The 14,851-nt window shown below is 39.1% G+C and carries 10 protein-coding genes; 5 read left to right on the top strand and 5 right to left on the bottom strand.

The annotated features are described in order from the left end of the window. The first annotated feature begins 39 nt into the window (after positions 1 to 39). The 5 genes from IPP61_20300 to IPP61_20280 all read left to right on the top strand — a co-directional run bounded on the left by IPP61_20300 (position 40) and on the right by IPP61_20280 (position 6,571). On the top strand, positions 40 to 1,587 hold the full coding sequence (locus tag IPP61_20300) for a RagB/SusD family nutrient uptake outer membrane protein (protein MBL0327469.1): 1,548 nt from the start codon (positions 40 to 42) through the stop codon (positions 1,585 to 1,587). A 195-nt stretch (positions 1,588 to 1,782) separates the two neighbouring features. Continuing rightward, entirely contained in the window at positions 1,783 to 2,730 is a 948-nt protein-coding gene (locus IPP61_20295; protein ID MBL0327468.1) for an RraA family protein, read from the top strand. 126 nt (positions 2,731 to 2,856) lie between these two features. Beyond that, positions 2,857 to 4,086, top strand: a complete 1,230-nt coding sequence (locus tag IPP61_20290; GenBank protein ID MBL0327467.1) for a mandelate racemase/muconate lactonizing enzyme family protein — start codon at positions 2,857 to 2,859, stop codon at positions 4,084 to 4,086. A gap of 88 nt (positions 4,087 to 4,174) precedes the next feature. Then, complete coding sequence (locus tag IPP61_20285) at positions 4,175 to 5,002, top strand: fumarylacetoacetate hydrolase family protein (protein ID MBL0327466.1); 828 nt, start codon at positions 4,175 to 4,177, stop codon at positions 5,000 to 5,002. After that, on the top strand, positions 5,003 to 6,571 hold the full coding sequence (locus IPP61_20280) for an aldehyde dehydrogenase (NADP(+)) (protein MBL0327465.1): 1,569 nt from the start codon (positions 5,003 to 5,005) through the stop codon (positions 6,569 to 6,571). A gap of 56 nt (positions 6,572 to 6,627) precedes the next feature. Here the strand turns inward: IPP61_20280 and IPP61_20275 are convergent, their stop codons facing one another. The 5 genes from IPP61_20275 to IPP61_20255 all read right to left on the bottom strand — a co-directional run bounded on the left by IPP61_20275 (position 6,628) and on the right by IPP61_20255 (position 14,850). Then, positions 6,628 to 7,563 (bottom strand): bile acid:sodium symporter family protein, encoded by a 936-nt coding sequence (locus IPP61_20275; GenBank protein MBL0327464.1) that lies wholly within the window; start codon positions 7,561 to 7,563, stop codon positions 6,628 to 6,630. Positions 7,564 to 7,587: 24 nt separating this feature from the next. After that, complete coding sequence (locus tag IPP61_20270; GenBank protein ID MBL0327463.1) at positions 7,588 to 9,087, bottom strand: mandelate racemase/muconate lactonizing enzyme family protein; 1,500 nt, start codon at positions 9,085 to 9,087, stop codon at positions 7,588 to 7,590. Positions 9,088 to 9,145: 58 nt separating this feature from the next. After that, complete coding sequence (locus tag IPP61_20265) at positions 9,146 to 10,069, bottom strand: RraA family protein (GenBank protein ID MBL0327462.1); 924 nt, start codon at positions 10,067 to 10,069, stop codon at positions 9,146 to 9,148. A gap of 86 nt (positions 10,070 to 10,155) precedes the next feature. After that, positions 10,156 to 11,676, bottom strand: a complete 1,521-nt coding sequence (locus tag IPP61_20260; protein MBL0327461.1) for a SusD/RagB family nutrient-binding outer membrane lipoprotein — start codon at positions 11,674 to 11,676, stop codon at positions 10,156 to 10,158. Between the two features lie 21 nt (positions 11,677 to 11,697). After that, positions 11,698 to 14,850, bottom strand: a complete 3,153-nt coding sequence (locus IPP61_20255) for a SusC/RagA family TonB-linked outer membrane protein (GenBank protein MBL0327460.1) — start codon at positions 14,848 to 14,850, stop codon at positions 11,698 to 11,700. Position 14,851 lies beyond the last annotated feature (1 nt).

Here is a 14,851-nt window from a genome sequence, read left to right as displayed (position 1 = left end):
AAAATTTTGTTAAACACAAATTCTAAAAAAATATTTGAAATGAAAAAAGTATTAATATTAACAGGTGCTATTATCCTGGCAGTAGTGATTAGCTGCGAAAAATCAAGTTTGGATAAAGTGAACCCCAACGGTGTGACCTTTGATACTTACTATTCTAACGATAATGAACTAATTGCTGGTGTTAACTCTGCCTATGCTACAGTTCAAGGTTTCGGTTTGGGTGCAAGGGAGTGGTTTTTTACTCATGACCTTAGGAGTGATGAAATGTCAACAGGTGGTGGACAGTTAGAAGCTCCTCGTAACCAATTGTTGATAGGAGTTAATGATGCATCAAACCCTGTTGCTAACTCAGTTTATACAGGATGGTACAGAACGATTCACCGTGCCAACGTTGTTATTGAGAGTGGATTAAAAACTAATGCAGGTTTTTCTGAAGCAATTAAAAACAGAGTAACCGGAGAAGCAAAATTCTTAAGGGCGTGGGGATATTTTGAGTTAGCCACGCTTTGGGGTGGTGTACCTCTTTATATTGAATTTGCCAAATCTGTTGAAGATGCTCAGCCCAAATCAACTCAGGAAACAGTTTACAAACAAGTAATAACTGACCTTAAAGCTGCTGAGGGTTTATTGCCAGAAAGCTATGACGCTAAAAACTTGGGAAGAGCTACTAAAGCTGCTGCTCAGACCCTTCTTGCTCGTACTTATCTTCAAATGGGTGACTATGCAAGTGCTAAAGCTGAATTGGAGAAAGTTGTAAATTCAGGTAGATTTAAATTAGTTGATAACTACCTTGATTTAACCAACGCAGAAGGAGAATTTAATTCAGAGTCAATTTTTGAAATTGTTTTCTCTCAATCAAATGGTGCTTTCAACTGGAGTGGACCAGACGGAGATGGTAACAGTGTACAGGAAGAAACCATCAGAACTCAGGAGTATTCACCTATTGGCTGGAGAAACCTGATTCCTTCTAACAAAATGATTGACAACTACGAAAGAACTGTAAAAGGAGATGCCAAAAATGATCCGAGATATGATATGTCTTTCTGGAAAGCTGGTGATAAATTCAATAATGGTAATGACGTGATTTCGGATGCTGCTGTTCAGGGTAATTCTTCACAATTGGATGGAAAAACTTTCAAAATCAGCTGGAGAAAATACTCTTTACTTTATAAAAGTAACTCAGGTTTTGCAACCAGTGGTATCAACATGAGAGTTATGCGTTATGCTGATGTACTTTTGATGTTGGCCGAATGTGAAAACGAATTAGGTAATTCTGCAAAAGCAATTTCTTTGATGAATCAGGTTAGAGCTAGAGCTTCTGTTGCAATGCCAGCTTATCCTACAGCAAACTATCCTTGCGATAGCAAAGCAAAAGTTTTTGAGGCTATCCAACACGAAAGATTTGTTGAATTATCTGCTGAACAAGTTCGTAACCTTGACATTTTGAGATGGAGAAAAAATAAGAAATTGACAACTGAGCCAATTACTTATTTCAAAGCCAGCAAACATGAATTGTTACCACTTCCACAAACTGAAATCGATAATAATCCGAAAATTGAACCAAAAGATCAGAACCCGGGATATTAAATAATACAATAAATTAATAATAAAAAAAAGACTGTCTCTGACAGTCTTTTTTTTTTGAAGTTTTTACTAAACGTTCTTTTTAGACTTTTTAAAAATTGAGGAATTATTACAAAATCATACGGCGGGAAAATTTGAAAGTTTAACAAAATAAATATTTGCACATTTGTACATTATTCAACCATTCTTTATAAAAAAATGACCAGACTTTTTACCATAGTCTCATTGCTCCTTTTTGCTTTGATTTCCAATGCTCAACAAATTTCGAAAGATTATCTCGTTCAACTTACCCGTGAATGGAAAGGAGAGCGATTTCCTGACGGAAGGCCTAAAGTGCCGGATACCATCCTCGACAGAATGAAAAAAGTCACACACGAAGAAGCATGGGCAGTTTTACGAAATAAAAATTATCGTCATCAATATGAAGGCAACTGGCAAACTATCAATCCTGACAGCGTTTTGGTCGGTAGAGCTGTCACCGCCATTTTTATGCCGGGCCGCCCAGATATTCAAACAGCCATTGATGATAAAGGTATTAAGCAGGATGGCAGATTAAAAGCCCAAAATACCTGGGTTATTGAAACCTTAGTCAAACGAGACGTATATGTAGTGGATCAATTTAATGCCTATGAAGATGGCCCAACCATTGGAGACAACCTTGGAAATGCTATTTTTAACCGTACCGGCAACGGGATTGTATATGAAGGTGCCATCAGAGATTTAAATGGACTAAGAGAAATTGGGGGTTTTACCTCTTATTTTAGAAGCTATCATCCTAGTCACCATCTAAATACAGCTTCTCAACCGGGAGGGCTAAATACTACCCTGGTAGGCATTAATCATCCTACAAAAATCGGAAATGCTACTTGTATGCCTGGAGATGTGGTGCTTGGACGTGAGGGTGGCGTAATTTTTATCCCACCTCATCTTGCTGAAGAGGTTGTTAAATCCTCAGAAGTGGTAAGACTCAGAGATAAATTTAGCCATCAGAGACTTAAAGAAGGAAAATATACCACAGGTCAAATAGATACCCGTTGGTCAGCCGAAATCGAGAAGGATTTTTCTCAATGGCTTAAAGAACATATCAATGAGCTGCCGGTGGCACCGGAACAAATTCAGGAAATTCTTAAAGAAAGAACCTGGTAATAGGTTTTTGCATTATTAATTCTTTCAAATTTTATTTAATTAATTCAACCCCGGGAATCTCCCGATTAAAAATATTTAACCGTGAACAGAAGAAACTTTTTTAATAAGGCAGCAATTGGTGCGGCCATGGCAGCATCACCTTTAGCAACATTTGGAAGAGAATATGAAACGGCAATCGATCGTGCCCCCAAAAGCTCTGCCCCTTCCGATCTCAAAATAACTGAAATTAAAGCAGGCTACATAAGAGATGGTCACAGCTTATTTGTAAAAATATATACCAATCAGGGGATAATTGGTCACGGAGAAGGCGTTGATGCTACTCCCGGCACTTATCACTTAGTAAAAATGATGGGTCGGAGGATTCAGGGACAAAATCCCCTCAACGTAAATCGTCTTTTTGAAAATATCCGTCGATCAGGTTTTTTTGAAGGTGCTCAGGCGGGTATGTTTATTTCAGTTTTAACTGCGGTTGAAACCGCCCTATGGGATATTGCCGGAAAAGCCTTCGGAGTACCTGTTTATCAACTGCTTGGCGGAAAATTCAGAGATTCTGTTCGGGTTTATATGGATACCGCCTTATATCAGAATAGGCTTCCTGTTCCGGGTGATTTTGCCAAAGCTGCTCGTGAAGCAGTAGATATGGGTTTTTCTGCAGTGAAATTTGACCTTGACCAAGCCAACGACCCCAACAAATATGATCGTTACAATTGGACAGCAAGCCCTGCCGAATTGCAAAGAATGTATGACCAAATGGCTGCAGCAAGAAAAGAAGTTGGGCCAAATATTGACATCTGTGCTGATATGCATGGCCGATATGATGCTATCACCGGCGAAAAAGTAGCAAAAATGCTGGAGCCCCTAAACCTGATGTGGCTCGAAGAACCCATACCTGCAGAAAATGCTGACGCCTACAGAAAAATTACCGAATCAACCTCAACACCAATATGTGCAGGAGAAAATCACTATCTGGCCCATGGTTTCCGGCCATTGCTTGAATCCGGTGCAGTTGATATTATCATGCCTGATTTGCAAAAATGTGGAGGTCTAGGCGAAGGTCAAAGAATTGCTAATCTGGCCAACCTTTATTATGTGCCTTTTGCTCCTCATATGGTTGCTTCGTATTTGGGGGCAATGGCCTGTGCACATGTATGTGCGTCGGTTCCAAATTTTATGATTATGGAATGGCAGATTTACTTTCATAAAGACCCGATGTTTAAAGAGATAGTAAAGTTTGAGGGTGAAATGGTAGAAAAAAATGGATTTATCAAAGTTAGAGATACTCCGGGGATAGGTGTGGAAATTAATGAAGAAGGGATGAAAAAATATGCCACTCCTGGTGTCCCATTTTTTGAATAATGAAAAATGAAATTAGAGAGCCCGATCTTTGGCCGGGTTCTCTTTGTTGTGAAAATCCTAAAATAATCTAACGAAAAATCTAAAAAAAATGAAAATATTCAATACCAGTATTGGGCCGGTAATTGCTTCAGATGAAAATACTTACATTGTTTCTGAGTACTCTTTTGATCAACTGATTAACCAACCCGATCTTTTTAATTTTTTAAAAAAATATATAAATAATACTCAAAAAGCCAATCTTATTATTGAGGAAATACTACTCGCACCAATTGTCTCTCAAGAAATTTGGGCATCGGGAGTTACTTATTTAAGAAGTAAAAATGCCAGAATGGAAGAATCAAAAGATGCTGGTGGTGGTGATTTTTATGACCGGGTTTATGAAGCAGCCCGTCCAGAGCTTTTTTTTAAAGCAACTGCCGCCCGTACCGTTGGCCACAATGAAAAAATAAGAATCCGAAAAGATTCTAAATGGAATGTACCCGAGCCTGAACTTACACTATTTGTTAATTCGACCGGAAAAATCGCCGGTTACACTGTTGGAAATGATGTGAGTTCAAGAGATATAGAAGGCGAAAATCCACTTTATCTGCCCCAGGCTAAGTCTTATGATAAAAGTGCGGCCATAGGACCGGGAATTTTGGTACTTGAAAATCCCATTTCTAAAGAAACAGAAATAATTCTTGAGATTATGAGAGAAAATCAGGTAGTTTTTTCTCAAAAAACACAGTTAAACCATATGAAAAGAGAGCTTCCTGAATTGGTGGAATATCTGACCAAAGAATGTACTTTTCCCCAGGGTTGCTTTTTAATGACAGGTACAGGAATTGTTCCGCCTGATAGTTTTTCTTTAATCAGTGGCGATGTTGTAAATATTTCGATTGACTCAATTGGCACACTTTCTAACCCCGTAGAATAAATGGAGATTCTTGGTAGAAACTTAATTGGATTTGAAGTTTCTGAGCAAAATGACAAGCTTTTTTTTGCTGTAAATCCGTTTTCTGGACAAAATATTGAACCTGCTTTTTCGGCGGCTTCGGTTCAGGATTTAGAAAATGCTATTTCCAAAGCTCAAAATGCTTATTTGATTTACAGAAAAAAAACGGGTGAAGAAAAAGCCGTTTTTCTTGAAACAATCGCTCTGGAAATTGAAAACCTTGGAGATATTTTGATACAAAGGTATCATCTCGAAAGTGGTTTGGCTGAAGCCAGGGCAATGAATGAAAGAGGCCGAACCGTCGGTCAACTGAGACTATTTGCTGCTCTTTTGAGAGAAGGTTCCTGGGTTAATGCAATCATCGATCCGGCTCAACCTGAAAGACAGCCATTACCAAGGCCTGACCTCAGGTCAATGGAGAGGTCTCTGGGTCCGGTTGCCATATTTGGTGCAAGCAATTTTCCGCTTGCATTTTCGGTGGCAGGAGGTGATACTGTTTCTGCCCTGGCAGCGGGTTGTTCGGTAGTTTTTAAAGGCCATCCTTCCCATCCCGGAACATCTGAATTGGTTGGGCGTGCAATAATTACTGCAGCAAAAAGTTGTGGTATGCCCGACGGTGTATTTTCATTGATTTTTGATGAAGGCATTGAAATTGGGCAAGCTCTTGTAAAACATCCCGCAATAAAAGCAGTTGGCTTTACAGGCTCATTTAATGGTGGGAAATCAATCTTTGATGCTGCCAATTCCAGGTCAGAACCAATTCCTGTTTATGCCGAAATGGGTAGTGTAAATCCGGTCTTCGTTTTACCAGAGATTTTAAAAGAAAAAGGAGAAAGCATTGCAGCTCAATATGCGGCATCAGTAACCTTGGGTGTTGGACAGTTTTGTACCAATCCGGGCTTAATGTTTGTGCCAAAAAATCAGGAATTTGTTGATTTACTGAAAACTCATGCAGTCAAATCACAAGGAGGAAATCTGCTAAATAAAAATATTCAAAATTCTTACAAAAATGGCATTGAAAATCAGAAAAAGTATTCAGATATTCTTGCCATCGGAAATGAATCTACCGGCGAAACAGTCGCCCAACCTTATTTCCTGACAACAGATTTTCGTAATTTTTGCTCAAATGATGCACTGTCTAAAGAAGTATTTGGTCCTTCTAGTATTTTGGTTCAGGCCTCAGACATGAATGAGCTTCTCGAAGGGGCGGAAAAACTGGAAGGTCACCTTACAGCAACTGTATGGGGTACTCCCACAGAATTATTGCAGTATTCTGCACTTTTGGAAATATTGGAACAAAAAGTAGGTCGGATAGTAATCAATGGATTTCCAACAGGTGTGGAAGTATGCCATGCAATGGTTCATGGAGGGCCTTATCCTGCTACAACCGACAGCCGTACGACTTCTGTGGGTACTCAGGCTATAACCAGATTTACACGCCCGGTTTGTTTTCAGGACATGCCAGATATGCTTCTTCCTGATGAATTAAAAGAAGGGAATCCTCTAAAAATCAGTAGAAAAGTAAACGGTAAATGGGTTTGTTGTACATAAAAAAACATACCCCAAAGTGGAGTATGTTTTGAAGTATAACTAATTTAAAAATATTTCTATGATTCTACTTTGGGTTCGTTTTTGCTCCAGTAATTGGCTATCATAGAACCCGTTACATTCATCAGCGGTCCAAATATTGCCGGTGCCAAACCTACAGTAGCTATTTTACCCATTTCATTGGCCAATGCCGAAGCCAAACCTCCATTTTGCATACCTACTTCAATTGCTATTGCTCTGGCATCTATTTCTGCCAATCGGAATAGTTTGGCCGAAAAATATCCCAAAAGATAACCGAAAGTGTTGTGGATAAACACCACTAAAATTAAAACCAAACCAACAGTTCTCAAGGATGCCGCTCCACTCGCAGTTACTACCAAAATAATGTAAGCTATTCCCAACATTGAAAAAACAGGTAATACTTTAATGATTCTCTTAACGAATTCCGGAAACAGTTTATTTAGCAATAAACCCAGAATGATTGGAATCAAAACTAACTGAGACATATCCCAGAACATATTGAGGAAATTAATTTCTATCAATTCTCCACCCAAAATCTTCATTAAAAGTGGAGTCATAACCGGAGCCATTAAAGTTGCCATTGAGGTTATGGTTATAGAAAGGGCTACATTAGCTTTTGCCATGAGTGCCATTACATTGGAAGCCAACCCACTCGGGCTACAACCAATCAATACTACACCTGCTGCTACTTCAGGAGGGAAATCAAAAGATCTTGAGAGTAAAAAACCAAGAATAGGCATAATTGTAAACTGTGCCAAAAGCCCAATAAATACCTTTTTGGGAGATTTAAATATTTCGACAAAATCCTGAACAGTCATGGTGGCACCCATTCCCAGCATTATTATTTGCAAAACTGGCTTAATAAAGGTATTAAGCTTAATTCCTAAAAAACTACTGAAAGTATCAGGGAAATTATAACCGAGAATTACCAGAAAAATTATACTGATGGTATACCAATAATCTTTAATCTTCATTTATATCAAATTTTTAAGCCAAAATTATGACCATGTGCGATCCCAGCTGTCCACTTTATCCCACTCAGTGGTTGGTGCAAAATAGAGTGTTCCATCAGCAAGATGCGATTTTACTACTTTTTCGTTCAATTCTACACCTAAACCCGGTTTTTCAGGCACTTTCACGAAACCATCTTTATAAATTGGCTTATCGATGCCATCAACCATATCTTCCCACCAGGGAACATCAAAAGAGTGGTGCTCCAAAGCAATAAAGTTCTCAGTGGCTGCAGCACAATGAATATTAGCCATAAAACTAACCGGAGTGCCGGCAAAATGCATTGCCATCGGAATACCATGTTCTTCGGCATAATCACCGATTTTTTTGGTTTCCAACAGCCCTCCTGAACTAGCAAGGTCCGGCTGAATCATATCTACTGCACGAGCATCAATCAATTTAATAAATTCTTCTTTTAAATAAATATCTTCACCGGTCAAAGTAGGGGTATCAAGAGCATCTGAAATTTGTTTCCATTGGTCAGTATAAAACCAAGGAATCATGTCTTCAAGCCAGGCTAATTGGTATTTTTCAAGTGCTTTGCCTATTCTTATAGCAGTATTTACCCCGAAATGTCCGAAATGATCTGCAGCGAGAGGAATATCATATCCAACTGCTTTTCTTACTTCGTTAACGAAATTTGACATGATATCAATACCTTCATCTGTTACTTGTATACCTGTAAACGGATGCTTGGTTTGTGCATAACTTCTGGCATTACCTTTCAAGGGTTTTCTATCTCCCCATTGTTTGTCATATTCCATATTTAGACCTCCAATCACGGTATGGGGATGATTTTTAAGCATATCTACACCAAAATCCATTTTCAGGAAAGTAAGACCCAAATCCTGACGTTCTTTCATTTTTTTTGCAAATTCTATCGGATCATCAAGCGTTGGCGTATCTCCGTAAATCCTGATATAATCGCGATATTTCCCTCCAAGCATCTGATATGCAGGTACGCCATAAGCTTTACCGGCAAGATCCATGAGTGCCATTTCTACTCCACAAACTCCACCAGCAGCACGGCCATGGTTGCCAAATTGTTTGATTTCTTTAAAAAGCATTTCCGGGGTACAAGGGTTTTTACCTAATAACCTGCTTTTCAGAAACAACCCATATTTTGCAGAGGCTCCGTCCCTGATTTCACCATAACCTGAAATACCCTGATTGGTATCGATTCTGATGATTGGACATGTCATGGGAGCTTTGGTTACCACTGCAATCCTGAGGTCGGTAATCTTGAGCTCAGAAGGGGAGCTCGCTCTTTTTACTTTTTGGCTTAAAAACTCGATTTCTTTATCGGGTTTTCCGTCAAAAAGCATTCCCAGTGACAAACCGCCCAAAGCTGAGTTTCTCATAAAATCTCTCCTGCTGGTGCCACCGGTAATGTCTGTATTTATTTTTTCTGATGGAATACCTGCTGTATCAGGACCCTGAGGTATTTCGCCATTAAATTTTAAGCGATCAAATAGATTTTTGCTCATGGTTTTTAATTTTTTGATTGAATAAGTTTTTTAAAAAGGCATTACAAAAAAACAATATTTACCAATTTCTGTCTTTTGTAAATTCCTCAAATTCAGAATTTGACATTTGCAGTTTGGAAGGGTTATCTTTCACCCATTTTAGAAAATCATTTTTTATTTCTTCACTCCACTTTTGGTCAATTTGACCTGGGGTATATTTTCCCTGCTTGAGTCTTAAATGACCGAACTCATCTCTTAGGGCAATAAATTCAGCATTTTTAATAAGGTCTTCGGCCAAATACGCAGGTATGAATACAACACCTTCTTTTTTACCCAAAACCAAATCGCCGGGCATCACTGTAGCCCTTCCAATTCTGATAGGGCAATTGATACAAGTAAGCATCATTTCTTTGATGTAGGAAGGATCAATACCTCTGACAAAACCGGTAAAACCTTCAATTGCTTCCAGTCCGTCGAGGTCTCTTACTCCTGCGTCAAACACAACACCGGTCTTTGATTTTGCATAAATTGAATTTCCAAGATTGTCACCTATGAGTGTCCCGTCGATAATTTTTCCATAGCCATCAGCTACGTAAACATCTCCTTCTTTAAGTACATCAATGGGCCATGAATTAGGAGAACCTGATCTGTTTTCTTCTTTTCCTTTTTCTCTTATTCGGAGGTCAATATCCGGCCTTGAAGGCATATATTGAGCTGTTACCACTCTTCCCACCAAAGGGACATTGCCAATTATTTGCCAACCGGCCTCAAACTGGTTGTTAAAGCCTTTGTTTTTCAGATAGCCCCAGGCTTCTTCAATTGAGGTATTTTTCAAACGCTTCAATAATGCGTCCGAAATTAATGGCCTGCCATCGGGTGCACGAACACCGGTATATTCTTTGGAAAATTGTTTGATTTGGTCGGATGACCATTGTACTTGTTGGGCATTCACAATGGACACTGCAAACACTCCTGCGAAAAGGAATATTAATAATTTTTTCATTGATATTTAAGATTAAAAATTGAGAGGCCTCCTATTTCGTAAAAAGAGCTAAGAGGCCTCAAAAATTATTTATAAATATAAGAAAATTATTTATCCCACCACACTTTTGTATCCAGATTATCAGCACCCATACGGGCAATAGCGGCTTTTACATTTTCGCTGTTTACTGATATTTCAGAGTTTTGATAAGTAAGTCGGTTAATAAAATCTCCTTTAGTATCCTTTAATGGATAAGGGTTAGGAGTAAGTTTTGGAAATCCGGTGCGACGGAAATTGGCAAATGCCTCGGGGCCGTTAAGAAACGACGATATCCAATATTGAACTCCAATTTGCTCAAGAGCTTTTCCTGCTTGAAATGCATTCTCTGTCAGGTACTTATCAATATCAGCCTGGCTAATTGCCATTGCGGCATCATGTTCAGCCATTTGTTGCATATGTAGAGTAACTCCTTTTGCAAAATACTCTGAAACATTGCCAGTGATATAACCTCTTTGCACGGCTTCAGCCAACAATAACTGGGTTTGAGAAGCGGTTACCAGATGCTGGGGAGCAGTATTTTTTACAATACGGGTACGGTCGGCTTGCGTATAATCATAAAAACTGGCCAAACCGGCTGCTTTTGCCACAGCAGGAATCGTTCCGTTGTCATAACCCATAGGCATACCAAACTGCAACGCAGGGTCACGATTGGCTTTATCTGCTGATTGTTGAGGACCAGAGGAAGCTCCAACATACCTAACGGCGATAGATTTTAGTCTTGGGTCATTGGTGCTTTTCAATTGATTAACAAATGGAGCAGCAAGGTACCAGTTATTGGCTTCGGTTGAGTTAAGCATTCCTCCATTTGGATTTTGATAATTGGCATCATGTTTAATTACAAAACTTTCTGAATTCTGAGCCATGACCCCACCGCTAACTGCAGTTGCCACTACTGACTTTGCTTTATCCGGACTAACCTCACTCAATCTCATACCTGCTCTTAACAGCAAAGAATAACCCAATTTTTTCCATTTATTAATATCTCCGCCATACAAAATATCAGCAGTTTCTATTTTTCCGGAAGCACTCAAAGCTGCCGACGCCTCAGTCAATTCTTTGACTAAGTCAGTATAAATAGCTTCCTGGCTATCGTATTTGGGTTGAAAATTGGCACTAATATAGGCCAGGCCTGCTTCAGAATATGGAATATCACCAAATGAATCGGTCATTACCATGAAAGCATAAGCCTGGACAATACGAGTCATTTGGTATAGATTACCTCTATCACTCTTATCTTTTACTTGTGATATGATATCTTTAGTATTACGAATCACTGTTCTGTAATATCTGGTCCACATAGGATCAAGAAGTGCCCTGTTGTCCTGATTGAAATTGGCACCCGTAAGTACACCAGAGTTTGGCGAAACCATCTGCTGCACGATCGTCATTTCATAAATCGCCGTAGAAGTAGTCGGCGAAATATTGATTATGGCCTGATTAAGAATGAATGCCGGGTCAATGCTTGTAACGGCAATTTTTCGGATATTCATTTCGTCAAATCCTTTGTCGCAAGAAGTTGCAAACAATACCAAAACGCTGATTGATATATATTTAAAAACCTTTTTCATGTAAAATGCTTTTTAGATAAATTAAAATTTAACGTTAAGATTAAAGCCAATAGAGCGGGTAGTAGGTACACCAGTTGATTCAAGACCCACAATATTGTCGGAAGTAAACCCAAATGAATCTGGATCAATATTTGGTACCCATTTTTTCAGCATCAATACATTGTTGCTAACAATACTTAATCTCACATTATTGATTGGAACATTTTTAGGGATGTATTTACTCAAATCATACCCCAAGGTTATCTGACGGAGTTTCCAGAAACCTGAATTATAAATAACCGGTTCTACCAGAGCCTGTGATCTTACAACTTCCCAATAGGCTTGAACAGGGGCTTTTACGGCATTAACTTCACCTTTTTCATTGACACCAACGCCAACAACACCTCCGGTATCACGACCTTCGAGTGACATTTTGTGCAATCCATGACGAACAAGGTTGAAATTGGTACCGGAAAGCATTTTTCCTCCCAAACTGAAATCAATCAAAGCTGATAATGAAACTCCTTTGTAGTTAAAGCTATTTGTGATACCACCTACCCAGTTAGGCAGGGCACTTCCAAAACTAATTTGATCCGGAGTTCTTAAAGGCAGTCCGTTTGCTCCAAATACTTTATTTCCTTTGTCATCTCTTCTGAAGCCGAATCCGTACAACTGACCCAATTCCTGACCAACTACCTGACGCAATTCTCCGTTAAAAATATGTGTACCTGTAGTAATTCTTTCTCCCGGGGTATCAGTTTGAAGGCTTAATAATTTGGTTTTATTGTAAGAACCATTAAAATTAATATCCCATTTGAAGCCACCTGTTTTGACTGGAGTTAAACTTAATAACCATTCAAATCCTCGGGTCCGGCTTTGTCCGCTATTAATCAGGGTAGTCACAAAACCCGATGCATCTGAGATTTGTGCCGAAACTATCTGGTCAGTTGTAATTTTATTATAAACTGCCAAATCAATACCTACTTTATTGTCAAAAAGTTTCAATTCGATACCCGCTTCTTTTTCAGCAACGCTCATAGGTTTCAAATTTGGATTTGGAACTGTTGTTCCTTGTGAAGATCCCAAAGGTTGTCCAGCAAAAAGGTTGGAATTTATTCCATAAAATAATGAATTGGAATAGGGTGCCACGTCAAGGTCAGAGCCCACTTCGGCATAAGCCAGTCTTAATTTACCGAATGTCAACCAATCAGGACTATTTTTCAAGGCCTGAGAGAATACAAAACTTCCGGAAATGGAAGGGTACAAGATACTCCTGTTAGCGGTAGATAATGTTGAAAACCAGTCGTTTCTGGCAGTGGCATTCAAAAATAAGAAGTTTTTATATGATATTTCGGCAGAACCATAAACTGAGTTTACTGCTCTTTCCTGAAGATCATAAATAGGGTCTTTAACCCGACCATTCATGATGGTATATAAGTCACGAACCACAAAATCGACCACCTGCGTACTGTTTAAGTCAGATCTGCGATACATTTGGTTTCCACCCACAGAAAAATCTAAACCGATGTTTCCAAATTCCTTGTTTCCTGAAAGCAAGAAATCTTTATTTATCTCTCTGAATCTTCTTGCATCCTGAGTATATCTTCCGTTTACAAAACCGGCAGGTGCAGGCCCTAATGAAGCTTGCCCTGTAGGGAAATTGTTGTAATCTTCATCTCTCGACCAGAAATCCTGTCCAACTCTGCCCTGTAAAAAGAGCCAGTTGGTAAGTTGATATTTCAAAGCGATATTTCCAAACATTCGGTCTCTGGAAATATTGTGAAATTGCTCAGCCAATACAAAATAAGGATTGGTTCTGTTTCTGAATCTTGAATATACAAACTCGTTCCCGGCGGCATCATACTTCTTTTGATCGAGTAAATCCCATGGCATAGAGTTGGCCATAACTGCAACAGAAGTAGGTATTGAGTTATCCTGATTAGCAATATTGGGAGGGTTAGTATTTTTTTCGTTTGAATAATTGATGCTGGAATTAATGCTTAATTTTTTGCTCAAATTATAAGTTAAACCCAAATTGATGGTTTTTCTGTTAAAAGAGTTATTGGCAATAATTCCCTTTGAATCCATATTAGACATAGAGAGATTAAAACCACCTTTTGAGTCGCCACCCGAAAGCGAAATAGTATTTGTCCAGTTTTGACCTCTTCTGTAGAATAAATCATAACGGTTTTTGATGGGCTCATAAGGAACAGTAACTCCGTCAAACAAAACATGGGTCATACCCGGAGCAAATTTTTCCCCAAAAGACCATTGACCCGAAGTTGGATTTGCGGAGGTTGGCCTCACACCGTTTTCGCCCTGACCATACTCATATTGATAATCTGTAAAATCAAGAGCTTTTTCTGAAGTAAAATTGGTATTATAACTTACTCCAATACCTTTACCTTCTCCTCTTGATTTGGTAGTAATCATAATTACACCATCCTTGGCTCTTGAACCATACAAGGCTGCAGCAGTAGCACCTTTCAAAATTGTCATACTTTCGATATCATCGGGGTTGATAGAAGAAAGTCCATCACCACCGTCAGAAAATACACCACCGCCACCACGAACCCCGATAGAGGCATCTGAACCAGCATTGTTTTGGTTCGCCCCGAAATTGGTATTATCAACAGGAACACCATTAATTACTATCAAAGGGCTATTTTGACCAGTGATAGATGATTGACCACGTATCCGGATTTTAGAAGAACCTCCCGGCCCTGTACCCATACCCTGTACATTTACACCGGCAACTTTACCCTGTAAAGAGTTCATGAAGTTGGGCTGGCGGTTTTGGGAAAGGGCATCACTCGTTATGGTGGAGGTTGCATAACCGAGTTTTTTGGCATCTTTTTTAATACCGAGAGCAGTTACAACTACCTCAGTTAAGTTTTTTGCATCTTCATCTAATGTCACATTAATGACACTTGCCGAACTTACATTAATTTCTTTGCTTAAATAACCCACATAACTAAAAACCAATGTAGCACCCTGAGTGGCATTGATTTTAAAATTTCCATCCATATCAGAAGTAGTACCCTGATTGGTTCCTTTCAAAATAATTGAAACTCCCGGAAGCGGCTGACCGTCCTTTGCACCAGAAACTTTTCCCCCAACTGATTGAGCAAAGAGAAAATACGGTGATATAGAAAACAATAAGGCCTGGAGAAACAATTGTCGAATTCGTTTCATA

It is taken from the genome of Cytophagaceae bacterium, assembly GCA_016722655.1.
Classification (GTDB): Bacteria; Bacteroidota; Bacteroidia; order Cytophagales; family Spirosomataceae; genus Leadbetterella.
This window is presented reverse-complemented; position numbering and strand designations above follow the sequence as displayed.